The organism is uncultured Georgenia sp. (genome assembly GCF_937958535.1).
Classification (GTDB): domain Bacteria; phylum Actinomycetota; class Actinomycetes; order Actinomycetales; family Actinomycetaceae; genus Oceanitalea.
In genome coordinates this window covers 1-24377 of the sequence record NZ_CALGNQ010000167.1, presented here as the reverse complement: position 1 = coordinate 24377, position 24377 = coordinate 1, and the positions used below count along the sequence as shown (strand labels likewise).

At 73.5% G+C, this 24377-nt stretch carries 21 protein-coding genes and 1 tRNA gene; 13 read left to right on the top strand and 9 right to left on the bottom strand.

The genetic code is table 11. The annotated features are described in order from the left end of the window. Positions 1 to 149: 149 nt before the first annotated feature. The 3 genes from Q0195_RS09020 (at position 150) to Q0195_RS09010 (ending at position 2261) form a co-directional block, all read left to right on the top strand. Complete coding sequence (locus tag Q0195_RS09020) at positions 150 to 1280, top strand: chorismate-binding protein (RefSeq protein WP_299277326.1); 1131 nt, start codon at positions 150 to 152, stop codon at positions 1278 to 1280. Further along, a complete protein-coding gene (locus tag Q0195_RS09015) occupies positions 1277 to 2140 on the top strand; it encodes an aminotransferase class IV (RefSeq protein ID WP_299277324.1) in 864 nt (287 codons plus the stop codon). The genes Q0195_RS09020 and Q0195_RS09015 overlap by 4 nt, the downstream gene beginning before the upstream one ends. A gap of 46 nt (positions 2141 to 2186) precedes the next feature. Beyond that, positions 2187 to 2261: transfer RNA gene (locus Q0195_RS09010), tRNA-Val, on the top strand. 84 nt (positions 2262 to 2345) lie between these two features. Here the strand turns inward: Q0195_RS09010 and fmdA are convergent. The 4 genes from fmdA to Q0195_RS08990 all read right to left on the bottom strand — a co-directional run bounded on the left by fmdA (position 2346) and on the right by Q0195_RS08990 (position 5769). Beyond that, a complete protein-coding gene (gene fmdA / locus Q0195_RS09005; protein ID WP_299277321.1) occupies positions 2346 to 3593 on the bottom strand; it encodes a formamidase in 1248 nt (415 codons plus the stop codon). A gap of 20 nt (positions 3594 to 3613) precedes the next feature. After that, positions 3614 to 4252 carry an AmiS/UreI family transporter gene (locus tag Q0195_RS09000; RefSeq protein WP_299277319.1) on the bottom strand — a complete coding sequence of 213 codons (639 nt, stop codon included), beginning with the start codon at positions 4250 to 4252 and terminating at the stop codon, positions 3614 to 3616. A 3-nt stretch (positions 4253 to 4255) separates the two neighbouring features. Continuing rightward, positions 4256 to 4588 carry a zinc ribbon domain-containing protein gene (locus Q0195_RS08995; RefSeq protein WP_299277316.1) on the bottom strand — a complete coding sequence of 111 codons (333 nt, stop codon included), beginning with the start codon at positions 4586 to 4588 and terminating at the stop codon, positions 4256 to 4258. Between the two features lie 131 nt (positions 4589 to 4719). Continuing rightward, positions 4720 to 5769 carry a substrate-binding domain-containing protein gene (locus Q0195_RS08990; RefSeq protein WP_299277313.1) on the bottom strand — a complete coding sequence of 350 codons (1050 nt, stop codon included), beginning with the start codon at positions 5767 to 5769 and terminating at the stop codon, positions 4720 to 4722. A gap of 114 nt (positions 5770 to 5883) precedes the next feature. On the opposite strand from Q0195_RS08990, the gene Q0195_RS08985 reads away from it, so the two are divergent. The 6 genes from Q0195_RS08985 to Q0195_RS08960 all read left to right on the top strand — a co-directional run bounded on the left by Q0195_RS08985 (position 5884) and on the right by Q0195_RS08960 (position 14003). Then, positions 5884 to 6312: a MarR family transcriptional regulator gene (locus Q0195_RS08985; RefSeq protein WP_299277311.1), complete on the top strand. Its 429-nt coding sequence runs from the start codon at positions 5884 to 5886 to the stop codon at positions 6310 to 6312. A gap of 221 nt (positions 6313 to 6533) precedes the next feature. After that, the gene (locus Q0195_RS08980; protein WP_299277308.1) at positions 6534 to 7010 is read left to right on the top strand and encodes a hypothetical protein; all 477 of its coding nucleotides are present in this window, start codon (positions 6534 to 6536) and stop codon (positions 7008 to 7010) included. 13 nt (positions 7011 to 7023) lie between these two features. After that, positions 7024 to 9147: a glycogen debranching protein GlgX gene (glgX, locus tag Q0195_RS08975; protein ID WP_299277305.1), complete on the top strand. Its 2124-nt coding sequence runs from the start codon at positions 7024 to 7026 to the stop codon at positions 9145 to 9147. Further along, entirely contained in the window at positions 9144 to 11666 is a 2523-nt protein-coding gene (treY, locus tag Q0195_RS08970; RefSeq protein WP_299277302.1) for a malto-oligosyltrehalose synthase, read from the top strand. The genes glgX and treY overlap by 4 nt, the downstream gene beginning before the upstream one ends. Continuing rightward, complete coding sequence (gene treZ, locus Q0195_RS08965; RefSeq protein WP_299277299.1) at positions 11659 to 13407, top strand: malto-oligosyltrehalose trehalohydrolase; 1749 nt, start codon at positions 11659 to 11661, stop codon at positions 13405 to 13407. The genes treY and treZ overlap by 8 nt, the downstream gene beginning before the upstream one ends. A 110-nt stretch (positions 13408 to 13517) precedes the next feature. Beyond that, a complete protein-coding gene (locus Q0195_RS08960) occupies positions 13518 to 14003 on the top strand; it encodes a hypothetical protein (RefSeq protein WP_299277296.1) in 486 nt (161 codons plus the stop codon). Here Q0195_RS08960 and Q0195_RS08955 read toward each other — a convergent pair. The 4 genes from Q0195_RS08955 to yaaA form a co-directional block, all read right to left on the bottom strand. Continuing rightward, positions 13993 to 15027: a GNAT family N-acetyltransferase gene (locus tag Q0195_RS08955; protein WP_299277293.1), complete on the bottom strand. Its 1035-nt coding sequence runs from the start codon at positions 15025 to 15027 to the stop codon at positions 13993 to 13995. The two genes, Q0195_RS08960 and Q0195_RS08955, sit on opposite strands and share 11 nt — an antisense overlap. Next, entirely contained in the window at positions 15024 to 16091 is a 1068-nt protein-coding gene (locus Q0195_RS08950; RefSeq protein WP_299277290.1) for a GNAT family N-acetyltransferase, read from the bottom strand. The genes Q0195_RS08955 and Q0195_RS08950 overlap by 4 nt, the downstream gene beginning before the upstream one ends. Positions 16092 to 16161: 70 nt before the next feature. After that, positions 16162 to 17145, bottom strand: coding sequence for an LLM class flavin-dependent oxidoreductase (locus Q0195_RS08945; protein WP_299277289.1), 984 nt, complete (start codon positions 17143 to 17145; stop codon positions 16162 to 16164). 54 nt (positions 17146 to 17199) lie between these two features. Then, positions 17200 to 17949: a peroxide stress protein YaaA gene (yaaA, locus tag Q0195_RS08940; RefSeq protein ID WP_299277286.1), complete on the bottom strand. Its 750-nt coding sequence runs from the start codon at positions 17947 to 17949 to the stop codon at positions 17200 to 17202. Between the two features lie 60 nt (positions 17950 to 18009). On the opposite strand from yaaA, the gene Q0195_RS08935 reads away from it, so the two are divergent. Then, on the top strand, positions 18010 to 18897 hold the full coding sequence (locus tag Q0195_RS08935; RefSeq protein WP_299277284.1) for a putative RNA methyltransferase: 888 nt from the start codon (positions 18010 to 18012) through the stop codon (positions 18895 to 18897). Here Q0195_RS08935 and Q0195_RS08930 read toward each other — a convergent pair. Beyond that, positions 18867 to 20123, bottom strand: a complete 1257-nt coding sequence (locus Q0195_RS08930; protein ID WP_299277282.1) for an ATP-grasp domain-containing protein — start codon at positions 20121 to 20123, stop codon at positions 18867 to 18869. The genes Q0195_RS08935 and Q0195_RS08930 overlap by 31 nt on opposite strands. A gap of 89 nt (positions 20124 to 20212) precedes the next feature. On the opposite strand from Q0195_RS08930, the gene Q0195_RS08925 reads away from it, so the two are divergent. From Q0195_RS08925 to Q0195_RS08915, 3 genes are all read left to right on the top strand, one after another. Further along, the gene (locus Q0195_RS08925) at positions 20213 to 20788 is read left to right on the top strand and encodes a DUF3000 domain-containing protein (protein WP_299277279.1); all 576 of its coding nucleotides are present in this window, start codon (positions 20213 to 20215) and stop codon (positions 20786 to 20788) included. 66 nt (positions 20789 to 20854) lie between these two features. After that, a complete protein-coding gene (locus Q0195_RS08920) occupies positions 20855 to 22084 on the top strand; it encodes a ribonuclease D (protein ID WP_299277276.1) in 1230 nt (409 codons plus the stop codon). 85 nt (positions 22085 to 22169) lie between these two features. Further along, positions 22170 to 24254 carry a 3-hydroxyacyl-CoA dehydrogenase NAD-binding domain-containing protein gene (locus Q0195_RS08915; RefSeq protein WP_299277273.1) on the top strand — a complete coding sequence of 695 codons (2085 nt, stop codon included), beginning with the start codon at positions 22170 to 22172 and terminating at the stop codon, positions 24252 to 24254. Positions 24255 to 24377: the final 123 nt, after the last annotated feature.

Below are 24377 nucleotides of genomic sequence, written 5' to 3'. Positions count from 1 at the left end.
GACTCGAACCCGCGACCCTCACCTTGGCAAGGTGATGCTCTACCAACTGAGCCACATCCGCGTTGCAACCGGGGTGTTCTCCCTGCTGCGTGGACAACATTAGCCGAGGGTGCGGCGAAGAGTCCAACTCGGGCGCTAGCGTGGCGGCCGTGACACGCACCACCCCTCCAGGACGCGGTCCCGAGGCCCACGCCGCCTTCCCGGGAGTCCGCGCCTCGACCCTCGTCGAGGCCGTTGACCTGCGAAAACACCCCGAGGCGCTCCGTTCGGGGTGGTGGGCGGTGGTGGCGTCCTTCGAGGGTCAGGTCACCGGGTGGCGCTTCGCGGACGTCGTTTCCGACCCGTCCGCTGTGAGGAGAACCACGTCCCCGCCGCTCGACGGCGAGCCCGGCTGGCGCGGCCCGGCCCCCTCCGCGTGGCGCAGCTCCCTCGGCGAGGCCGGCTACGTCGCGGCCGTCGACCGGATCCGTGCGGCCGTACGCGACGGCGACGTCTACCAGGCCAACCTGTGCCGGGTGCTCAGCGCCCCGCTCGGCGCCGCCGACGACGACGAGCCCGACGCCGCCGCCCTGGCCCGCCACCTCGCGGCCGGCAACCCGGCACCGTACAGCGGGGTGGTCCACGTGCCCGGCGGGTCGGGCCACCGGCCGGTGTGGGTCGTCTCCGCCTCCCCCGAGCTCTTCCTCTCGGTGGCGGACGGTCACGTCACCTCCGGGCCGATCAAGGGCACCGGCACCCGTGCCGCGGACCTCGCGGCGAAGGACCACGCGGAGAACGTCATGATCACCGACCTCGTCCGTAACGACCTGCAGCGGGTGTGCCGCCCGGGGACGGTCACCGTGCTCGACCTGTGTGCGGTCGAGCACCACCCGGGGCTGGTCCACCTCGTCTCCCGGGTCCGCGGCGCCCTGCGCCACCCGCTCGACCCCGCCGGCTGGACGGCGCTCCTCGACGCCACCCTGCCCCCGGCCTCGGTGAGCGGCGCACCGAAGTCGAGCGCGCTCCGGCTCATCGAGGAGCTGGAGCCCACCCCGCGTGGCCCGTACTGCGGTGCCGTGGGCTGGGTCGACGCCGATGCCGGGCGCGCCGAGCTCGCCGTGGGCATACGGACCTTCTGGTGGACACCGCCCTCCGACGGCGACGCCGCCGGCACCCTGCGCTTCGGGACGGGCGCGGGCATCACCTGGGGCAGTGACCCGCAGGCCGAGTGGCGGGAGACCGAGCTCAAGGCGGCCCGCCTCCTCTCCCTCGCCTCCACCGGTTACGGGCTGTCGGCATGAGCACCCTCGTGTGGTTCGACGGCGAGGTCCGGTCCGGGCAGGACCGCCTCGTGACGGCGCTCGACCGTGGGCTGCTCGTCGGCGACGGCGTCTTCGACACCTGCGTCGTCGTCGCGGGACGACCCTTCGCGCTGCGCCGGCACCTGGCGCGGCTGCGCCGCTCCGCCGCTCGGGTCGGGCTGCCCGAGCCGCCGACCGACGTCATCACCCGCGCCGCGCTCGACCTCGCCGCCCGGCTGGACGGCGGCACGGGCCGGCTGCGCGTCACGTGGACGGCCGGGGCCTCGGCCGGCGGGCCCGGGCGCACCGGCGGCCGACCCACGCTCCTCGTCACCGCGGAGCCCGAGCAGGTCGCCCACCCCACTCCCGGCTCACCGCCCGGCAGCGCCCGCGTGGCCGTCGTCGTCGTGCCGTGGGTGCGCAACGAACGCTCCCCGCTGGCCGGGGTGAAGTCGACGTCGTACGCGGAGAACGTGCTCGCCCTGGAGTACGCCCGCAGCCGCGGGGGTGAGGAGGCGGTGCTGGGCAACACCCGCGGCGAGCTGTGCGAGGGGTCGTGGAGCAACGTCTTCCTCGAGACCGACGGCGCGCTCCTCACCCCGCCGCTCTCCTCCGGCTGCCTGCCCGGCGTCACCCGGGAGCTCGTCCTGGAGTGGGGCACCGCCGCCGGGCTGCCCCTCCGGGAGGCGACCATCCCCCTGGACGACTTCCGGACGGCGGAGCACGCAGCCGTGACGTCCGCCACTCGGGGCATCGTCCCGGTGGCCGCGCTGGACGGACGGGAGCTGCGCCCGGGCCCGCTCACCCTGCGGATGCAGCAGGTCTTCGCCGACCGCGTCGCCGAGGACCTCGACCCGTGAGGCGGTTTTGGGCGCGGCGCGCGGGTACGTTATTATCGGACCTCGCGGGCGATTGGCTCAGTGGTAGAGCGCCTCGTTCACACCGAGGAGGTCACTGGTTCGAACCCAGTATCGCCCACCAGCGAAGGCCCCTGACCGGCGTAGCCGGCCAGGGGCCTTCGTCGTCCGTGGGCGCCGCCCTCTCCTTGGCGCGCCGTGGGGACCGTCAGGAGGTCACGGCCACCTGCCCACGGTCGACGTAGGTGGGCCCGTCGCCGCCGGGCCGGATGTCCATGTCGAAGATCTCCGTCGGCAGGAACAGCGAGCAGCAGGCGTTGGGGATGTCGACGACGCCGCCGATCCGTCCCTCCACGGGCGCGGTGCCGAGGATGAGGTAGGCCTGTTCACCGGTGTACCCCCACTTCTTGAGGTACTCGATGGCGTTGAGGCACGCGTTGCGGTAGGCCTCGGTGGCGTCGAGGTAGAGGTTCGTGTCGTCCCGGTGGTCCACCGAGATGCCGATGAACGTGAGGAACTCCGAGTACAGCGGTGCCACCCGGCCCGGGATGAAGACCGGGTTGCGGTGGATGCCGTAGGTCTCCATGCCGCCCTTGATGAGGTCGACGTGGAAGTCGATGAACCCACCCATCTCGATGGCGCCGCAGAAGTTGATCTCGCCGTCGCCCTGGCTGAAGTGGAGGTCGCCGCCCGACAGCAGGCCACCCGGGACGTGGACCGGGTAGAAGACGCGGCTGCCCCGGGTGAAGTTCTTGATGTCGTGGTTGCCGCCGTTCTCCCGCGGGGGCACGGTGCGGGCGCCGTCCTGGGCGATCCGGTCCAGGATGTCCCCCTCCGCGGTGCCGCCGAGCACGCCGTCGGCCAGCGGCGGCAGCGCGAGCGGCGGGACGCGGTCCGGGTCGGTGGCGATGAGCGCCCGCTCGCGGGCGTTCCACTGGGCGAGCATCTCCGGCGAGGGCGCGGTGCCGAACAGTCCCGGGTGGGTGATACCGGTGAACTTCACCCCCGGCACGTGCCGCGACGTGCACTGCTGGCCCTGGAAGTCCCACACCGCCTTGTAGGCGTCGGGGAAGTAGTCGGTGAGGAAGCCGCCGCCGTTGACCTTGGCGAAGATCCCGGAGTAGCCCCAGCCCTCACCGCAGTTGGGTCCCACGGTCTGCGGCACCGGACCGAGGTCGAGGATGTCGACGACGAGGAGGTCGCCCGGCTCGGCCCCTTCGACGGCGATGGGTCCGGAGAGCATGTGGGCGACCGAGAGGTCGACGTCCCGGACGTCGTTGGCCGAGTCGTTGTTGCCGATCTGGCCGTCCGTCCACTCCTTGCACTCGACGCGGATGTCGGTGCCCGGCTTGATCGTCACGGCGGGCGGGATGTCCGGGTGCCACCGGTTGTGGCCCGGTACCGCCTGGTCCCGCATGGACTTGCTCTGGTCGACGCTGAACACGACCTCAGGCATGGGTTTTCCTTTCACTCGGTTCACTCGGACGCCGCGGAGTCGGCCGTCCGACGATGGGGGCTCGGCTTGGCCCGCAGGGCGCGGGCGAGGGGTCCGCTGAGGGGCACGAGGGCGATGCCGGCGACGGCGAGCCCGAGGGCGAGCCCCGCCGAGTCCTCCCACCAGCCCCCGATGAGCAGGAGGCCCGGGCCACCCGTCGTCAGCACCCCGTACCCGGCCGCGAGGACACCGACGGCGGGTCCCAGCTCGTCCCTGCCCAGCGCCATGAGGAGGAAGAAGGCGAACCACAGCAGGGCCCACAGCAGCCACAGGACGGTGAAGGCGCGGTCGCCGACCACCGTCCAGGAGTGCACGGCGAAGACGAGGGCACCGACGGTCACGGTGAGCGAGAACCAGCCCAGACCGTGGTTGGGCCAGCCGGTGATGCCGTTGATGCCCACCCACAGGTAGGTGAAGCCGAAGAAGTAGAGCCCGGCGGCGAGCGCGATCTGCCCGGGGTCACCGTCGGCGGCGATGATGAGGTAGGTGGGGGTGAGCACCTGCAGTCCCCCCACGAAGAGGTTGAGCGGCGCCACGGACCTGGGGGTGGCGTGGCCGAGGAGCATGACGCCGTTGACGAAGAGGACCGCTCCGACGTAGATCAGCCCGACGGCGCCCACGGGTCACCACCGAGGCAGCGAGGGGAAGGGCCCACGGGCGCGCTGTGCGGCGTTGACGGGGCGCGGCCCGGTGAAGGGGCTCCACCGCTGCGTCCGGGGCCGTGGGGCGCCCGCGGGGATGGAGCGGACCACCTGGGGCGACTCGGCGCTGGCGGCCGCAGCCTCGATGCCGCGGCGCAGGCCGGCGGGTGTGCTCAGCAGCGCCGGGGCCACCCCGTAGACGCGTCGGCTCTCCCGGGCGCACCGCGGACAGGGCCGGGTGGGGCGCAGTTCGGACATCGGCAGGACAGCGGTGAACTCGTCGCAGGAATCGCAGCGGAAGGTGTAGGTCGGCATTGGCTCACCTCACGTAGTTCCAGTCGGTTTAGTTTCAACTGGAACTAATCTCCTGTCAAGGGTGCCGGCTGCTGCCGGGCACGCCGCGCCGGCCGCCGGCGGGTGGGCGGCACGCCGGAGACGGGTGCTAGCTAGAGGGTGGCGAGCACGTCGAAGTCGTAGCCGTCGGCGCGGGCGAGGTGGACCCGCTGGTGGACGTGGTTGCCGCGGAGGGACATCGCACCGCGGGGGCCGTCGTACCCGGCACCCTCGGCGCTGCGCAGGATGTCCGCCACGGCGACGCTGCGGGCGCGCCGGACGAGGGCGGCGAGCGCCATGAGGCCCTCGTAGCAGGACTCCGCCGCATTGTTGAGCGGGGGTGCGTCCGGTCCGTGCTCGGCGACGTAGTCCTGCCCGAACTCCAGCGCGTCGGTGGTGGCGAGGGAGCGGAAGTAGGCGGCGCTGGAGTACACCCCGCGCGTGTTCTCGGCACCGCTGGCGAGGAGCACGCTCTCCCCCAGCAGCGGGCTGAGCCGCACCATCCGCTCGTCCAGGCCGCGGGCGGCGAAGGCGCGGTTGAATTGCACGGCGTCCTGCCCGACGAGGAAGAGCAGGACACCCTGGGCGTCACTGGCCGCGATGCAGCGGAGCACGGCGGAGAAGTCCCGGGTGCCGAGTGGGACGTAGGCGACCCCGCGCAGCTCCAGGTCGAGCTCGTGGGCGAACTCCCGGGTGCGGGCCACGGAGCGGTGCGGCCACACGTAGTCGTCGCCGACGACGAACCACCGCCGCACCCCGAGCTCGTCCCGCATCCACCGCAGCGCCGGGGCGACCTGACGTACGGGTGTCTCACCGGTGCAGAAGACGCCGGGCCGGTGCTCCCCGCCCTCGTAGATCGAGGTGTAGGCGTAGGGCACCCGGCCCACCGTGACCGGGGCCAGGGCCTCGCGCACGGCGGAGATGTGCCAGCCGGTGACGGCGTCGATCCGCCCGGCGGCGATGAGCCGGGACACCTCCGCCGCCACGGCCCGGGGCTCGCGCCCGCCGTCGACCACCTCCAGGCTCATCGGACCGTCGAGCCACCCCGACCGGTTGACCCGGCGCACCGCCGTCGCGGCGACCGCCTCGCAGGACGGGCCGAAGATGCCGGCGGGCCCCTGGAGCGGGATGACGAGGCCCACGCGGACACCGTGCTCGCTCACGCTGACCCCCTCGCGCGTCGTTGAGCCCGGGAGCGGGTTTCGGGATACCTTGTGCCGATGGGTGTGCGTCCACTATGGCGACCAACCCTGGCGTTGGGAAGAGCGGACCGGTAGATGACGGGCAGAACGGACACGAGGAGGACGGCCGTCGACCTCCTCGACGACGTCGCCGCCGGGATGCGCACCCGGGCGGAGGCGGTGCTGCGCTCCCACGGCCTGAGCTACGACGCCTGGCGGGTGCTGCAGTCCCTCGCCGCCGACGGCCCCCAGCCGATGCGGCAGCTGCGTGAGAGCACCCGGATCACCGGCCCCACCCTGACCCGGGTGGTCGACCGGCTCGCCGAGACGGCCCTCGTCTACCGCAACGTCGACGCCGCCGACCGCCGGCGCGTGGTCGTCCACCTGTCCGACCGGGGCCGTGCCGTGCACGAGACCCTGCGACCGGACCTCGCCCGGCTCGAGCAGGAGGCCCTCGCCCCCCTGAGCGCCGACGAGGCGGCCCTGCTCGAGGAGCTGCTCGAGCGCATCGTCCCCGGCGGCTGACCCCTAGGCGGTGCCCAGCTCCAGGACGTAGCGGTCCCCCCGCCGCTCGAAGCCGATCTGCCCGTAGTAGGGGTCGACCGTGTCCGGGGCCGACGCCACGGCCCGGTACCCGCGGGCGGCCAGGACCCCGCTGCGGTGGAGTACGAACTGGCCCGGGGTGAAGTCGCGGTACTTCTCGGTGACGTAGTCGAGCTCGATCTGCGCCCCCCGTCTCCGGCGTCGTGGACGACGACGCAGCCGATGACCTCGTCGCCCGAGAGCACGAGGTAGGCCTCCGCGTCCCGCGACGGGCGCTCGAAGCCGGGCTGGAACCGCACGACGTCCTGCCGGTGCTCCCCCAGCAGGTGGGCCACGAGCGGGCCGTCCGCCGGCACCTCGGCGACCGCGTAGCTCGTCGGGTCGTCGCGGCCACGCAGCAGCCGCCGGAGGTTGACCACCTGGATCGCCGCGAGCACGACGTTCAGGGTCACGACCGGCCACACCCCGAGCACGCCGTTGTAGAGGATCTGCACCAGGCAGCCGACGAGGTTGTACAGCCGCAGCCGCAGGATGCGCTGCTGCATCATCGACCAGACGACGACAGCGGACCCGGCCCAGCCCACCGCCTCCAGCGCCACCTGCCACCCGGGCGTGAGATCGATCATCGCTTCTCCTCGGCCGAACCCTCGCTTCTGCAGGCCCGATCGGCGGACCAGTGAGAACCTAGCGAGCATGCAACCATGGCCAGGACGCCCGTACCCGCTCGGTGCCACCTTCGACGGCACCGGCACGAACTTCGCGCTGTACTCCTCCGTCGCCGAGCGGGTGGAGCTGTGCCTGCTCGACGACGACGGCACCGAGGAGCGCATCGAGCTCACCGAGGTCGACGGGCACGTGTGGCACTGCTACCTGCGGGAGGTGCAGCCCGGGCAGCGCTACGGCTACCGCGTCCACGGCCCCTACGCACCTGCCGAGGGGCACCGCTGTGACCCCTCGAAGCTGCTGCTCGACCCGTACGCCAAGGCCATCGACGGGAACATCGACGGCCACCCCGCGCTGTTCTCCTACGACCTGCGCAAGCCGGACCGGCGCAACACCCAGGACTCCGCGCCGCACACCATGCACTCGGTGGTGATCAACCCGTTCTTCGACTGGGGGCACGACCACCCGCCCGGCCACCAGTACCACGACTCGGTGATCTACGAGGCACACGTCAAGGGGCTCACCCGGCTGCACCCCGAGGTCCCGGAGAACCTGCGCGGCACCTACGCGGGCCTGGCCGACCCGGCGGTCATCGACCACCTCACCGCCCTGGGCGTCACCGCCATCGAGCTCATGCCGGTGCACCAGTTCGTCAACGACCCGCACCTGCAGGAGCAGGGGCTGAGCAACTACTGGGGCTACAACTCCATCGGCTTCTTCGCCCCGCACAACGGGTACGCCGCCTTCGGCAGCCGCGGTGAGCAGGTGCAGGAGTTCAAGACGATGGTCAAGGCGCTGCACGAGGCGAACATCGAGGTCATCCTCGACGTCGTCTACAACCACACCGCCGAGGGCAACCACATGGGCCCCACACTGTCCCTGCGCGGCCTGGACAACGCCTCCTACTACCGCCTCGTCGAGGACGACAGGGCGCACTACTTCGACACGACGGGCACCGGCAACTCCCTGCTCATGCGCTCGCCGCACACGCTGCAGATGATCATGGACTCGCTGCGGTACTGGATCACCGAGATGCACGTCGACGGCTTCCGTTTCGACCTGGCCTCCACGCTCGCCCGCGAGCTGCACGAGGTCGACCGGCTCTCCGCCTTCTTCGACATCATCCAGCAGGACCCGGTGATCTCCCAGGTCAAGCTCATCGCCGAGCCGTGGGACCTGGGCGAGGGCGGCTACCAGGTCGGTGGCTTCCCCCCGCTGTGGACCGAGTGGAACGGCCGCTACCGGGACACCGTGCGCGACTTCTGGCGCGGGGAGCCGGCAACACTGGGGGAGTTCGCCACCCGCATCACCGGCTCGGCCGACCTCTACGCCCACACCGGGCGCCAGCCGGTCGCCTCGATCAACTTCGTCACCGCGCACGACGGTTTCACCCTGCGCGACCTCGTGTCCTACAACGAGAAGCACAACGAGGCCAACGGGGAGGACAACCGCGACGGCGAGAGCCACAACCGCTCGTGGAACTCCGGCGCCGAGGGTGAGACCGACGACCCGGAGGTGCTGGCCCTGCGGCTGCGCCGGCACCGCAACTTCCTGGCCACGCTGCTCTTCTCCCAGGGCGTGCCGATGATCGCCCACGGTGACGAGCTCGGCCGCACCCAGCGCGGAAACAACAACGTCTACTGCCAGGACAACGAGCTGTCCTGGGTGAGCTGGGACCTGGACGAGACACAGGAGCACCTGCTCGACTTCACCCAGCGCATGGTCCACTTCCGGGCCGAGCACCCGGTGCTGCGCCGGCGCCGCTTCTTCGCAGGCGACCCCGGCCACGGCGGTGAGTCGGAGATCGGGGAGATCGCCTGGCTCAAGCCGAGCGGCGAGACGATGCAGGACGAGGACTGGGAACAGTCCCACGCCCGCTCGATCATGATCTTCTACAACGGGGACGCGATCCCCGAGCCGGGGCCCCGCGGCGAGCGGATCACCGACGAGTCCCTCCTCATCCTCCTCAACGCGGCCGCCGAGCCGGTGACCTTCACGCTGCCCGACGGCACCTACGGCTGCGTGTGGCGCACCGCCATCAACACCGACCCCACGGCCGGGGACGACAACGGCGAGTACGTGCCCGGCGACACCGTCGAGCTCCTCCCGCACAACACCGTCATCCTCGTCTGCCCCCGGGAGGAGGCCGCATGAGCCCCGACAGCGCCGGCGCCGCTGCCGCCCATCTGCCCGCCCCGGGACGCCGCCTGCCGGTGAGCACCTACCGGCTCCAGCTCGGGCCCGACCTCACCTTCGCCGACGCCGAGGCGCTGGTGCCCTACCTCGCCGGCCTCGGCGTCACCGACCTCTACCTCTCCCCCGTCCTGCAGGCGGCCCCCGGCTCCACACACGGCTACGACGTCGTCGACCACTCCCGCATCTCCACCGTCCTCGGCGGGCGCGAGGGGCTGGAGCGGCTGTGCACGACGGCGCACGCGGCCGGGCTGGGCGTCGTCGTCGACGTCGTCCCCAACCACATGGCCGTCCCGACCCCGGTGTGGCACAACCGCGCGCTGTGGTCGGTGCTCAAGCACGGGCCCGACTCCCCCTACGCCGCGTGGTTCGACGTGACCCTCCGCAGCGACCCGCCGGGCATCCTCATGCCCGTGCTCGGGCAGCGCATCGGGGCGGTGCTGGCCGCCGGCGAGCTGCACGTGGAGCAGGCGGTCGTGCCCACCGAGCCGGAGCTCGGTGAGCAGCCGGTCCTGCGGTACTACGAGCACGTCTTCCCGGTGCGCCCGAACACCGAGAGCCTGCCGCTGACCGACCTGCTCGACCGCCAGTTCTACCGCCTGTCCTACTGGCGGGTGGCCGACGAGGAGCTGAACTACCGCCGCTTCTTCGACGTCGACACCCTCGCCGCCCTGCGGGTGGAGGACCCGGAGGTCTTCGCCGCCAGCCACGCCCTGCTCCTCGAGCTCATCGACTCCGGGCACGTCGACGGCCTGCGGGTCGACCACCCCGACGGGCTGGCCGACCCGCGCGGATACTTCCAGCGCCTCCACGAGGCCACCGGGGGCGCCTGGGTCGTCGCCGAGAAGATCCTCGAGGGGGAGGAGGTGCTCCCCGCCGACTGGCCGGTGGCGGGCACCACCGGCTACGACGCCGCCTGGCGGGTCAACCAGGTCCTCACCGACCCCGCCGGTTCCGGTGCCCTCGGTACCGCGATGACCGAGATCGCCGGGGACGCGCGCGGCGAGCTCGCCGACCTCGTCACCGAGTCCAAGCGCCAGGTCGTGCGCACCTCGCTGTACGCCGAGGTGCACCGGCTCGCCACACTGCTGCGCCAGCTGTGCGACGAGGATGTGCGGCTGCGCGACCACACGGCGCGGTCGCTGGAGGACTGCGTCACCGAGCTCGTCGTCGCCTTCGACCGTTACCGCGCCTACGTCGTGCCCGGTGAGCCGGCACCACCGCTCGCCGAACGGGTGATGCGTGAGGCCGCCGACCGTGCCCGCGCCGCACTGGAGGAGGACCGGCACGACACCCTCGACGTCGTCGTCGACCTCCTCCTCGGCCACGAGGTCGGCAGCGCCGGCAAGGTCCACGACACCCGGCGGGCGGAGGCCGTGGTGCGTTTCCAGCAGACCTGCGGCGCCGTCATGGCCAAGGGGGTGGAGGACACCGCCTACTACCGCTGGACCCACCTGGTGAGCCTGTGTGAGGTCGGGGGCTCGCCCCGCCGCTTCGGGATCACGGTGGACGAGCTCCATGCCTGGGCGAGCCAGACCCTGGCCACCCACCCGGCGACGATGACCGCGGGCTCCACCCACGACACCAAGCGCGGGGAGGACGTCCGGGCCCGGATCGGCGTCCTGTCGGAGTACGCCGAGGAGTGGCTCGCGCTGGTGCGGCAGCTGCGTGAGGCCACCGCGGACATCCGCCCCGCCGACCTCGACGGGCGGGCCGAGAACCTCCTGTGGCAGACCCTCGTCGGCACCTGGACGCCGCAGGGCCCGATCGAGGAGCAGCGGCTGCGCGACTACCTCACCAAGGCGGTCCGGGAGCAGAAGTCGTGGACCACGTGGACCGACCCGGACACCGTCCGCGAGGCGGAGCTGCTCGACCACGCCGCCGCGCTGCTCGAGCACCCGCAGGTCCGTGCCGCGCTCACCGAGTGGGACCGGCTCACCGCGGGCGCCGTGCGCGCCGCCGTCCTGGGCAGCAAGCTCCTCCAGCTCACGACCACCGGCGTCGCGGACGTCTACCAGGGCACGGAGGTCACCCGGAACTCCCTCGTGGACCCGGACAACCGGCAGCCCGTCGACTTCGCCGCGCTGTCCCGCCTGCTCCAGCGCCTCGACGACGGCGCCGCCCCCGGGTCGCTGGACGAGACGAAGCTGGCGCTCACCGCCGCCGCACTCCGGCTCCGCCGGCGGGAGCCCGCCGCGTTCGTCGGCGCCACCGTGCAGTACCTCCCGCTGCCCACCTCCAGCGGCCACAGCATCGCCTTCAGCCGCGGGGACGACACCGGACCCCGTGCCGTCACGGTCGTCACCCGCCTCGCCCGCGGCCTGGAGACGGTCGGCGGTTTCGGTGACCACACCGTCGTCCTGCCGGAAGGCGGCTGGCGTGACCTGCTCACCGGCGCGGAGCACCCGGGGGGACCGTGCCGGCTCGCCGACCTGCTGGCCCGCCAACCCGTCGCACTGCTGGAGCGCGCCGATGCCTGAGCCGCTGACCGTCTGGGCACCCGCCGCCGAGCGGGTGGAGATCAGCCTGCCCACCGAGCGCGTCCACCTGCTGCCCCGCGGTGAGGGCTGGTGGGCGACGCCGGGGCCGCTGGCTCCCGGCACCGACTACCTCCTCCACGTCGACGGTGGGCCGGGGCTGCCCGACCCGCGCAGCGCCTGGCAGCCGGAGGGGGTGCACGGCCCCTCGCGCGTCTTCGACACCGGCGCCTTCGAGTGGACCGACCGCGCCTGGCGCGGCCGGTCCAGCCTCGGCGCCGTCGTCTACGAGCTGCACGTCGGCACCTTCACCCCCGAGGGCACCTTCGACGCCGCGGTCGAGCGGCTGGACCACCTCGTCGACCTCGGCGTGGACATGGTCGAGCTCATGCCGGTGGCCGCCTTCCCCGGCGAGCGCGGCTGGGGGTACGACGGCGTGGCGCTCTACGCCGTCCACGAGCCCTACGGCGGCCCGTCCGGGCTCCAGCGCTTCGTCGACGCCGCCCACGCCCGCGGCCTGGCGGTGTGCCTCGACGTCGTCTACAACCACCTCGGGCCGTCCGGCAACTACCTGGGCCGGTTCGGGCCCTACTTCACCGACCGCCACCACACCCCGTGGGGTGCGGCGGTCAACCTCGACGGCCCGGACGCCGGCCCGGTGCGCCGGTTCATCATCGACAACGCGCTGCGCTGGCTGCGCGACTTCCACATCGACGCCCTGCGGCTCGACGCGGTCCACGCGCTCATCGACGACTCCCCCCGGCACCTGCTCGCCGAGCTGTCCGACGCCGTCGCCGCACTCGAGCGCAAGGTCCGCCGGCCGCTGTCGCTCATCGCGGAGTCCGACCTCAACGACGCCCGCATGGTCACCCCGACCCGCCGCGGCGGCCTGGGGATGACCGCCCAGTGGGACGATGACGTGCACCACGCGCTGCACGCCCGGCTCACCGGGGAGCGGCACGGGTACTACGTGAGCTTCGGCGACACCCAGACGTTGCGTCGGGCCCTGACGGAGGTGTTCGTCCACGCCGGCACGTGGTCGGAGTTCCGCGGCAGGGTGTGGGGCGCTCCCGTGCCCGCCGAGGTCGACGCCCGTCGGTTCGTCGTCTTCTCCGCCAACCACGACCAGGTCGGCAACCGGGCGCTGGGCGACCGCCCCAGCGCGGTGCTCGACGACGGACAGCAGGCCGTCTCGGCCGCCCTCGTCGTCCTGGGTCCCTACACCCCCATGCTCTTCATGGGTGAGGAGTGGGGGGCGCGCACCCCGTTCCAGTACTTCACCGACCACGCCGAGCCGGAGCTCGCCGAGGCGATCCGCCGGGGGCGCGCCGCAGAGTTCGCCTCCCACGGCTGGGCGGAGGTGTACGGCGGGGAGGTCGAGGTCCCCGACCCCCAGGACCGGGGCACCTTCCTGGCGAGCAAGCTCGACTGGGCCGAGCGCGAGCAGGAACGCCACGGCCGCCTGCATGCCTGGTACCGCGACGTCATCCGGCTGCGCCACCGGGAGGCCGACATCGCCAGCGGCATCCGGGCGGACACCGTGGTCACGGCCGCCGAGGACGGCGGCTGGCTGACCATGTACCGGGGTGCGCTCGCCGTCGTCGTCACCCTCGACGACACCCCGCGCGAGGTCCCACTGCGGGGTGCGGTGCGCGAGGTGCTGCTCAGCTGGTCGGGCGAGGCGACCGTGCGCCGCAACGTCGTCACCCTGCCCGGGCACGACGTCCTCGTCGTCCGGTGGTGACTCGCTCGCCACGCTCGGCCCGGCCCGCTGACCCCGTATCCGTACCGCAGAAGCGCTGCGCCCTGCGGGCCGGAGCCGTAGCGTCTGCACCACCGGCCGGAGGAGGACCCGTGACGCAGACCGTCATCGTGCTGACCGAGGACACGCTGCTGGACACCGATGTACGACAGATCGTGGGCCACTACGCCGGCCGCGATGTCCAGTACCAGGTGCTCGTGCCGGCGGAGACGCACCGCAACGTCCTCGTCGAGGTCATCAACCACCTCGGGATGCTCGACCTGCGCGAGGTGTGGGAGGACGTCACCGAACGCCATCCGGACGAGTCGCGGGCACGGGCCGAGGCCACCGAGGCGCTGCGGCTGTCGGTCGCCCGCCTGGAGCGGACGGGCGCCGCCGCCGACGGGGTGGTCGTCCAGGGTGACCCGCTGCCCGCGCTCAGCCGGGCGGTGCGCAACCTCGCCGCCGCGGAGGTCGTCGTCGTCACCGAGCCGAAGATGCTCGACGACACCTTCCGCCGGGACTGGGCCTCCCGGGCCCGGGAGGCGCTCGGGGTGCCGGTGCTCCACCTCTACACCGGCTCCACGATCATCGGCTGAGGCGCCCCCGCAGCTCCCGCACCTGGGCGGTGAGCCGCCGCTTGGCAGCGAGTGCCCGCACCAGCGCGGCATAGGCGCGGGGCTTCAGCGGCATGTCCCAGGCCGGGGCGACCTCGGTGATCTCCTTCTCGAACTTCGTCTTGAACTGGGTGAGGCCGGACAGCCCCGGGAAGCGCTCCGAACCCGCACCCGCGAGGTCGTAGCTGCGCACCCCGTCCACCTGGAGCGTCTGGATGATCCGCCAGTGGAGCAGGTCGGCGGCGTAGGCCTTGCGGGCCTCGGCGTTGGAGGCGCCGACGGAGTAGACGGCCGCACCGTCGTTGACGAGGACGAGCGCCCAGGCGAGCACCCGGCCGTCGCGGCGGGTGACGAAGACCCGGGCGTGCTCCGGCCCGAGGGTGCGGAGCATGTCGAGGTAGCGGCGGGCCGGGTGGGGGCCGAAACCCTCTCGCTGCGCCGTCTCGACAAACACGTCGTAGAGCTCGGCGAAGGCCTCCTCGTCGAGGCCCGTCTCCTCGGTGACGGTGAGCGACTCGTCCTTCAGGGCCTTGCGGATCGCGCGCCGGCCCTGCTGCTTCATCGCCGCGAAGATCTCCTCGGGGCTGCGGTCGAGGTCGACGATCACCGTGCGGTCGTAGGTGATGCCCTGGAGCAGGGGGCGCAGGTCGGGCGCCTCGTGCATCGCGTGCAGCCGGACGAAGACGAGCCGCGGGTCGACCCGGCGCAGGGACTCGGCCAGGAGCCGGCGCAGGTCGGCCTCCCGCTCGGGGGTGGGCTCGACGAACCACACCGGGCCGTTCTTCGCCCACAGGTAGCGGAAGCCGCCCGGACCACGCTGCGCGGTCAACGAGACGACCGCGGCCGGGGTCCCGCTGTCGTCGCGGTAGACGAGGCGGCCCCAGTGCTCCCGGCCCTCGACCACGGCGTCGAACCGCGCCCACACGGGGGCCTGCTCGATGGGCAGCGGGAACCCGGCGGCGAGCTGCCGGTAGGTGGTGTCGTCGACGGGCTGGAGGCTGCTCATGCCGCTCCCTCCTCACGGCCGGCCACGCGCCGGGCCTGGGTCGTGGCGCGCCGGGCCGCGGCGAGCGCGGCGCGCTTGGCGTGCAGCGCCTTGACCAGCGCGGCGTAGGTCCACGGGCGCACGGGCACGTCCCACGCGGGCGGCACCTCGGTGACCTCGGGGTTGAACTTGGTCTTCATCGTGGTCAGGGCCTCCAGCGACGGCGCGAGCGGGGAGCCGATCCCCATGAAGTCGAACGTCCTGACACCCTCGTCGCGCAGGGTGCGCAGGATGTGCCAGTAGAGCTGGGTGGGCGCGTCGTGGGCACGGCCCCGGGCAGTGCTGGCGGCGTAGTAGGCAGTGGCCGCGCCGTCGTGCACGGTGACGATGACCCAGGCCTGTACCTCCCCCGCGTACCGGCCGACGAACAGGCGGGCGTGCTGCGGACCGAGCGCGTCGAGCATCGCGGTGTAGACGTTCATCGGGTGCACGCCGAAGCCGTCACGGTCCGCGGTCTCGCGCAGGACGTCGTACAGCTCGGCGAAGTCCGCGGCACTGATGCCGGTCTCCTCGGTGCACTCCACGGGCTGCTCCCGCAGCCCCTTGCGCAGGTCGCGGCGGCCGCGCTTCTTCATCCCGGCGAGCAGGTCCTCGTCACTGCGACCGGCCAGCTCGACCACGACGGTGCGGTCGTAGGTCACCGACTGGAGCAGCTCGTGGAGGTCCTCGGCCCAGTGGGTGGCGTGGAGCCGGACGAAGACGAGGCGCGGGTCGACGGCGCGCACGCCGGTGACCAGCCGCTCGCGCAGCATCCGCTCCAGGTCGGGCGTCGGCGGGACGAGCCAGACCGGCCCGTGCTTGGCCCACAGGTACCGGAAGCCACGGCCCAGGTACTCCGTCAGGGCGAGCACCGCGGTGACCTCGTCGTCGACGTAGAACGCGAACCGCTTCCACGGCCGGCGACCGGGGACCGCACGGTCGTAGGCGTCCCAGGCGAGGGACTGCTCGACCGGCAGGTCGACGTCGGCCGTGAGGGCCGCGAACTCCTCGTCCTCCAGCGGCACGAGCCTGATGCTGTGCTCCACCTCATCCCCTTTCACGTCGCCCTCCAGCCTAGGGGGAGACGGGCGCCGCGCCCGTGCGCCACGGGCGGGGTCAGGGGGTGAGGTACGCCTCGGCGAGCAGCCCGGCCGAGCGCAGCCGATCCTCCACGCGCGGCCCCTGGTGGGCGATGATGAGCTCGTCCGCGCCCGTCTGCTCGGCGAACTCGGTGACCTTCTCGCGGACGACGTCGGGGGTGCCGACGGCGCTGTAGGTCATCATCTGGTGCAGGTGGGCGGCCTGCGGGGACCGGAGCAGCGCGTCGGCCTGCTCGTCGGTGTACTCCGTTCCCGGGCGCAGGATGAGCGCGACCCGGCTGCGCATGACCTCCTGCCGCTGCCGCTCGGCTTCGGCCTGGTCGTCCGCGGCGAGGACGTTGTAGGCGGCGATGACGTAGGGCCGGTCCAGCTGTGCCGAGGGCTGGAACTCGCGCCGGTACAGCGCGATGGCCTCGTGCAGCGCGGCGGGGGCGAAGTGCGAGGCGAACGCGTAGGGCAGCCCGAGCACGGCGGCGAGGCGGGCGCCGAAGAGCGAGGAGCCGAGGATGTACAGCGGCACGTCCGTGCCCTTGCCCGGGTAGGCGTCGACCCCGGGGATGCGCGACTCGCCACGCAGGTAGCCCTGGAGCTCGAGGACGTCCTCGGGGAAGGAGTCGGCGGACGTGGCGTCCCGGCGCAGTGCGCGCATGGTGTTCTGGTCGGTGCCCGGCGCCCGGCCCAGCCCCAGGTCGATGCGGCCGGGGTGGAGGGTCTCCAGCGTTCCGTACTGCTCGGCGATGGTCAGCGGGGAGTGGTTGGGCAGCATGACGCCGCCGGCTCCGAGCCGGATGGTGCTCGTGTGGGCCGCGACGTGGGCGATGAGGACGGAGGTCGCCGAGGAGGCGATACCCGGCATGTTGTGGTGCTCGGCGTACCAGACCCGCCGGTACCCGGTCTCCTCGGCCTTCCGGGCCAGCGCGACGGTGCCCGCGAGGGCCTCGGCGACGGTCTGGTCCCGCGCGACGGTGGCGAGGTCGAGGATCGAGAGCGGCAGTGGCATTCGGGCACCTTTCGTCCGGGGTCGGTCACCTGGGCCAACCCGTGCCGGGAGGTTCTATTCCGCAGTGACGTCCAGCACCCACGGCCGGCCCGTCCGGGCGGGGGCGTGCGGCCCGGCGACGGTGAAGGCGGGCGCGAGGGCGTCGGCCAGCTCGTGCGGGGTGCGCGGTCGCGCGCCGGTGCGGCACAGGTGGCCCGCGACCAGCCCGCGGGTGTGCTTGGCCATGTGGCTGGCGCCGGGGACGCGGACCTGCACCCACCGCTCCGCCGCCGCGCCGCGCGGTGCACCGGCGGCGGCGTAGGTGCTGGAGCGGCAGTCCACGACGACGCCGTCGCCGGCCGCGGTCGTCAGCAGCGTCTCGAGGTGGGGGCGCCAGAAGCGGGCGAGGGGGCCGGTGCCCGGCAGGGTGACGCCCATGGAGAGCCGGTACGGGGCGACCCGGTCGCTCAGCCGCAGCGCCCCGTGCAGGGCCGAGACGACGAGCAGCAGCCGCCCGGCGCGGCGCCGGGCGGCGCTGTCCATACCGGCGAGGTCGAGGGCGTCGTACAGGACGCCGGTGTACAGGTCGCGCACGGGCAGCGCGGGGGCGGTGTCGAGCCGGGTGTTGTGGGCCACCTCGTCGGCGAGGTTGGGGCTGACGCCGAGCACGCTCGTCGCATCGGGACGGGCGCTGACCGCGGCGAGCTCGGCGGCGACGGTGCGCCGGGGCTCGACGAGCTCGCGGAAGCTCAGCGCGGTCGGGTCGGCGGGCTTGCCCCTGCTGCGGGACGACTTCGACTCCGAGGGCGGCAGGAGGATGAGCACGGGCCTCACTCTAGGCGACGGTCGATGGCGACATGCGCGCCCCATAGGCTGGCGCCCGACATGGAGACGCACCGCCTCGACCTCGTCCTGCCGTACCTGCGCTGCCCGGTGTGCGGCGCAGCGCTCGAGCGGCGGGCCGGCACCGTGCACTGCGCCGCCGGGCACGGCTTCGACATCGCCCGCCAGGGCCACCTCACCCTGCTCGCCGGCGGCTCACGCGCGGGGCAGGGTGACACGGCCGACATGGTCGCCGCCCGGGCCGAGTTCCTCGGCCGGGGCCACTACCGGCCGATCGCCGAGGCCCTCACCGCGGCGGTCACGTCCGGGTACGCCGCGGGCGCCGGGCGGCTCGTCGTCGACCTCGCCGGCGGCACCGGCCACTACCTCGGGGCCGTGCTCGACGCCCTGCCGCTCGCCGTCGGGCTCGACGTCGACCTCTCCCCCTACGCCGCCCGACGCGTCGCGCGGGCCCACCCGCGGATGGCGGCGGTGCGGGCCGACGTCTGGCAGCGCCTGCCGCTCGCCACCGGTGCGGCCGCCGTCGTCCTCAGCGTCTTCGGCCCCCGCAACGCCCCGGAGATCGCGCGTGTGCTGCACCCGCAGGGACGGCTCGTCGTCGTCTCCCCGGCACCGGACCACCTGCGGGAGCTCGTCGGGCCGCTCGGCATGCTCGACGTCGCGCCCGACAAGGAGGAGCGGCTCGCCCGCCAGCTCGCCGCCTTCACGCCCCTCACCGAGGAACCGGTGCGCTACGAGGTCGCGCTGACCCACGACGACGTCGTGCACGAGGTGCGCATGGGACCCAGCGCCCACCACGTGACCCCTGACCGGCTCGCCGCCGCGGTGGCGCGGCTGCCCGACCCGGTGAGGGTGACGGTCGCGGTCACCGTGACGACCTACCGGCCGCCGGCCGCGGGTCAGAGGCCCGTCGGGGTCGGCTCCGGGTAGTACCGCCGGAAGTCGCGCACGAGGTTGACCGTCGAGGCCAGCCGGTAGAAGGCCCGGCGCGGGTCGCGGTCGAGCGGGTAGGCCAGCGGGTGGGTGAAACGCCGGGTCCGGTGTACCCGGGCCACCCGCCGGCGCAGCGCGGGGTCGGGCAGGTACCGCCGCACGAGCTGCCAGGGCAGGTAGGAGTACACCCCCAGGTCCTGCTCAGGGCGGTAGAGCGGGCCGGACGGGGTCTCGGCGCGGCCGAGCTCCGCTCCGAAGTCCGCGACGACCGCGCGGGCAGGGTTCCGGCCGGCGACGTTGAGGTAGTAGTTGGGCCGCCCGATGCGCGGGTTGAGGTCGAGGAAGTGGGCCCGGCCGTCGCGCGGGTCGACCTTGACGTCGAAGTTCGCGAAACCGGTGAAGCCCAGCTCGCGCAGGATCGCGGCGGCCTGCTCCTCGACCTCCGGCTGGGCCTCGGTGAGGATCGTCGCGGAGTTGCCGATCATCGTCGGGGTGTGCAGCTGGAGGAGCAGCTGCCCGGAGGCCATGAGCGTCACCTCACCGGAGCGGTCGACGTAGCAGGTGACGGTGCGCCCCTGGGTGTCGTCACCCGGGATGAGCTCCTGGGCGAGGACGACGTCGCGCAGCCCCGCCCGCGCCAGGCGGCGCAGGACGTCCTGCGCCTCCGCCTGGTCGGCCGCGGTGTAGACCTTCCGCTTGCCCTCGAAGGCGAGGAGGAGGTGCTCGGCGCTCACCGCCGGCTTGAGCACGACGGGGAAGGTGAGGTCCAGGCGCGGCGGTGCCCACCCGGCGTCGGCGGCCGCGGACAGGTCGACCGGCTGCGTCGCGGGGGTGGCGATCCCCAGTCGCCGGCACGTGTCGGCGAGCACGGACTTGTCGGCGGCGGCGGTGAGGACGTCGCCGGGCGCGTACGGCACGACGTAGTGCTCCTCCAGCACCTCCCGGTGCCGCACGAGCATCTCGACCTCGTGCTCGGCGTTGACGACGAGCAGCAGCCGCGTGCCGGCGTGACGCCGCGCGACGTCGAGGAGGGCCGCGACCGTCTGCTCCTCGCCCGCGCCCGCCCCGACGAGGACGTTGTCGATGATCCGTGAGTGGTCGACGGGGCCGCGCAGCTGGTTCGACACGACGACCGACCGCACGCCGAACGCCTCGTGGAAGGACCGCGCGATCGAGTACACGCCGAGGTCGGTGCCGAGCAGCACCGGGCGGAAGTCGGTCACGGGGGCTCCTCGGGGTGGTGGGGCAGGCCGCGGTGAGTCTATCGGCGTGCCACCCCGCGCCCGCGGGCCGGGCGTCCTAGCCTGAGGGCGTGAACAGCGACGGTGCGCAGGTTCCGCCCGACTTCGAGCAGGCGCTGCTCAGTCTGCGCGGACGGCACCGCCGCCCGGAGGTTCACCTCGAGGAGGTGCCCCCGCCGACGCGGATCGCGCCCTACGCCCTCGCGCTCACCGCGGAGATCAACCCGACGACCGATCCGGAGACGCTCCTGGGCAGCGGGCGCTTCGTCGTCCTGCACGACCCCGCGGGGCAGAGCGCCTGGCACGGTACCTTCCGCGTCATCGTCATGGCGCGCGCACAGCTGGAGGACGAGCTGGGTGCCGACCCGCTCCTGGGGGAGGTGGGCTGGGCCTGGCTCACCGACGCGCTCACCTCGGCCGGCGCCGGCTACCACTCGCTGTCCGGCACGGTCACCCGGGTGCTGTCGGAGAGCTTCGGCGGCCTGTCCCTGCGCGGCCGCGAGGTGGAGATCGAGGTGCGGGCCTCGTGGACGCCGAACACCACCGACCTCGGACCGCACCTGGACGCGTGGACCGAGCTGGCCTGCTCGGCCGCCGGCCTCGAGCCGCTGCCGGACGGGGTGACCGCGCTGACGCCCCGCCGTTAGCGGTCTTCGTCACGCTTCCGCGTGCCCGCGCCCGGTGCACCGACCCGCGGGCATACGGTGATGCCCATGACCGAGCCCGACGTTCCGCACACGCCGCCCCTCGTGCCGGTGACCGAGCCGCGTGACGGCACACCGGCCGTCGTCTCCACCACCGACGGGCTCGACGCCGCGACCGAGGCCCTGGCAGCCGGGACCGGACCGGTCGCCGCCGACGCCGAGCGCGCCTCCGGGCACCGCTACGGGCAGCGCACCTACCTCGTCCAGCTGCGGCGGGAGGGCGCGGGCACGGTGCTCATCGACCCGATCCCGTTCGGCGACCTCAGCGGGCTGAACGAGGCGCTGGAGGGCACCGAGTGGATCCTCCACGCCGCCAACCAGGACCTGCCCGGCTTCCACGAGCTCGGGCTCCACCCCGACCGCATCTTCGACACCGAGCTCGCCGGTCGGCTGCTCGGCCGGAGCAAGGTCGGGCTCAGCGCCCTCATCGCCGACGAGCTGGGGTACGCGCTCGCCAAGGAGCACTCGGCCGCCGACTGGTCGCAGCGCCCCCTGCCGGAGGACTGGCTGCGGTACGCCGCGCTGGACGTGGAGTTCCTCGTCGAGCTGCGTGACCGGCTGGCCGCGGAGCTGGAGCAGGCCGGCAAGCTCGAGTGGGCCGAGCAGGAGTTCGAGGCGGTCCGCCTCGCCCCGGACCCCGAGCCCCGCGTCGACCCGTGGCGCCGCACGAGCGGGATGCACGTCGTGCGCGGCGGGCAGGGCATCGCCGTCGTCCGTGAGCTGTGGCAGGCTCGCGACGAGCTGGCCCGCAAGCGCGACCGCTCCCCCGGCCGGGTGCTGCCCGACCGCGCCATCGTCGCGGCCGCTGTGGCCCTGCCGAAGAGCGAGCGCGAGCTCGTCGCCCTGCCGGAGTTCTCCGGCCGGGGCACCCGCCGCAACTCCGGCTACTGGTGGGCCGCCGTCGAGCGCGCGCTGTCCCTCCCGCCGGAGCAGCTGCCGCCCCGCCGCCTGCCCGTCGCCAACGGCACGCCGCCCCCGCCCCGCGCCTGGGCGGAGAAGGACCCGGCAGCGGCCAAGCGGCTGGAGGCGGTGCGGGGCACGGTGCGCGCGCTCGCCGAGAGCCACGACGTCCCGCAGGAGAACCTCCTCGCGCCCGCCACCCAGCGCCAGCTGGCCTGGCGCCCACCCGAGGTCATCGACGAGGACACCGTACGGGCGGCGCTGGAGGAGCAGGGCGCCCGGCCGTGGCAGGTCGAGCTCACCCACGGCCCGCTCACCGAGGCGCTGCGCAGCGCCTGAGCGGCCACACCGCGGACGCCCGTCACTCCCCGCGCACGGTACCCGGTACCCTCGGTCCTCGGTAGCCGCCCACAAGGGAGTGACGATGCAACGCACCCAACCCACGACCACCATCACCGTCGAGGACGTTCGCCTCGCCACCGGGACACTCGCCCTGATCACCATGGAGGGCGTCGACGGCCGGCCGGCGACGCTCGGCCCACACAGCATCGCCGCGCTGGAGGAGGCGCTGACGAGCTGTGCCGCACGGGTGGGTGAGGGCGAGCTCAGCGCCGTCGCCCTCACCGGGGCCGAGGGGTGCTTCGCGGCCGGCGCGGACCTGCGAGCCATCGGCTCGATCCGGGACGCCGAGGACGCCCGGCACGTCGCCGAGGCGGGCCACCGCATCGTCGCGGCGCTGCGCTCCCTGCCCAGCTTCGCGCTCGTCAACGGGCTCGCGCTCGGCGGCGGCCTGGAGCTCGCGCTCGCCTGCCGCTACCGGGTCGCCGCGGCCGACGCCGCCCCGCTCGGCCTGCCGGAGACCTCCCTCGGCCTGGTGCCCGGCTGGGGCGGCTGCTACCTGCTGCCGCGGCTCGTCGGGCCGGAGGCGGCGCTGCGCATCATCATCGACAACCCGGCCCGGCAGCGCACGCTCACGGCCCAGCAGGCGCTGGACATCGGGCTGGTCGACACCGTCCAGCGCGGCGGGGCGACGGACTTCCGCGACGGTGCCCTGGCGTGGGTCACCGAGGTGCTCTCCGGCGCCATCGAGCCGGCGCGCCCGGACCACACCGCCGACGAGGCGGCCTGGGAGCAGGCCGTGGCGGCCCGGCGCGAGGTGGTCGCGCGGCGTGCCGCCGGTGGGGCGCCCGCACCCCAGCGCGCCCTGGAGCTCGTCGCCGCGGCACGCACCTCGTCCCAGCAGGCGGCCTTCACCGCCGAGGACGACGCGCTCACCGACCTCGTCATGTCCGACCAGCTGCGGGCCGGGCTCTACGCCTTCGACCTCACCCGCGGCCGGGCACGGCGCCCGCACAACGCGCCGGACGAGTCGCTCGCCCGCCCGGTGCGGCGGGTGGGGCTGCTCGGGGCGGGGCTCATGGCGAGCCAGCTCGCCGTCCTGCTCGCCCGCACGCTGCGGGTGCCGGTGGTGATGCGCGACCTGGACGCCGAGCGCGCCGCCGCCGGGGTGGGCCACGTCCACGAGCAGGTCGCGCGGCTGCAGCGCTCCGGCCGGCTGGACGAGACCGCCGCCGCCGAGCTGCGGGCGCGGGTCTCGGCGACCGACGACCTGTCCGCGCTGGCCGGCTGCGACCTCGTCATCGAGGCGGTGTTCGAGGACCTCGCGGTCAAGCAGCGTGCCTTCGCCGAGCTCGAGCCGGTCGTGGGCCCGGACTGTGTGCTGGCGACGAACACCTCGGCGCTGTCGGTCACCGCGATGGCGAGCGGCCTGCAGCACCCGGAGCGCGTCGTCGGGCTGCACTTCTTCAACCCGGTGGCGCAGATGCCGCTCGTCGAGGTGGTGCGCACCGCCCACACCTCCGAGACGGCCTACGCCACGGCCTTCGCCGTCGCCGCGGGCGCCCGCAAGACCGCCATCGCCTGCCAGGACGCCCCGGGCTTCGTCGTCAACCGGGTGCTCATCCGGATGCTCGGCGAGGTGCTGGGGGCGCTCGAGGAGGGGTCCACCGCCGCGGACGTCGACCGGGCGATCCAGGCGATGGGTCTGCCGATGGGACCCTTCCAGCTCATCCAGCTCGTCGGACCGGCGGTGGCGATGCACGTGCTGGACGAGCTGCGCCGGGCGTTGGGCGAGCGCTACCCCCACTCCCCCGGCCTGGCCCGGATGGTCGCCGAGAACGAGCCGTTCACGCTGGACGAGCGGCCCAACGCCGCCTCTCCCGTCCGGGAGGACCTCGACCGGTTCTTCGGCTCGCGGCCGCTGCCCGAGCCGCTCGACGCCGAGGGTGTGCTGCGGCGCGTGCAGCGGGCGCTGGCCGAGGAGGTGCGCCTGCTCCTGGACGACGGCGTGGTGGAGGACGTCCGCGACGTCGACCTGGGGATGATCCTCGGCGCGGGCTGGCCGCTGCACAACGGCGGCATCGCCCCCTACCTGGACCGGACCGGTACCAGCGAGGCCGTCACCGGCCGCCGCTTCCTCGAGCCCGGCGTCGCCGACCTCCCGGCCTGACATCCCCTCCCTGCGTCGAGAGCTGAGTTCCCGACAGTAGGAAACTCAGCTCTCCGGCGCTTTGCGGGGGGCAGGATCAGCGCTCTGGCGGGGCGGGCGCGGTCGCGTCAGTAGGTGAGCAGC

Bases quoted from the DNA above. Each gene is read 5' to 3' on its own strand.
- treY (WP_299277302.1), top strand. From the start codon at position 9,144: ATGAGCCCCGACAGCGCCGGCGCCGCTGCCGCCCATCTGCCCGCCCCG.
- fmdA (WP_299277321.1), bottom strand. From the start codon at position 3,593: ATGCCTGAGGTCGTGTTCAGCGTCGACCAGAGCAAGTCCATGCGGGAC.
- Q0195_RS08945 (WP_299277289.1), bottom strand. From the start codon at position 17,145: ATGCCACTGCCGCTCTCGATCCTCGACCTCGCCACCGTCGCGCGGGAC.
- Q0195_RS08985 (WP_299277311.1), top strand. From the start codon at position 5,884: ATGACGGGCAGAACGGACACGAGGAGGACGGCCGTCGACCTCCTCGAC.
- Q0195_RS08955 (WP_299277293.1), bottom strand. From the start codon at position 15,027: ATGAGCAGCCTCCAGCCCGTCGACGACACCACCTACCGGCAGCTCGCC.
- Q0195_RS08920 (WP_299277276.1), top strand. From the start codon at position 20,855: ATGACCGAGCCCGACGTTCCGCACACGCCGCCCCTCGTGCCGGTGACC.
- Q0195_RS08995 (WP_299277316.1), bottom strand. From the start codon at position 4,588: ATGCCGACCTACACCTTCCGCTGCGATTCCTGCGACGAGTTCACCGCT.
- Q0195_RS08915 (WP_299277273.1), top strand. From the start codon at position 22,170: ATGCAACGCACCCAACCCACGACCACCATCACCGTCGAGGACGTTCGC.
- glgX (WP_299277305.1), top strand. From the start codon at position 7,024: ATGCAACCATGGCCAGGACGCCCGTACCCGCTCGGTGCCACCTTCGAC.
- Q0195_RS09015 (WP_299277324.1), top strand. From the start codon at position 1,277: ATGAGCACCCTCGTGTGGTTCGACGGCGAGGTCCGGTCCGGGCAGGAC.
- treZ (WP_299277299.1), top strand. From the start codon at position 11,659: ATGCCTGAGCCGCTGACCGTCTGGGCACCCGCCGCCGAGCGGGTGGAG.
- Q0195_RS08935 (WP_299277284.1), top strand. From the start codon at position 18,010: ATGGAGACGCACCGCCTCGACCTCGTCCTGCCGTACCTGCGCTGCCCG.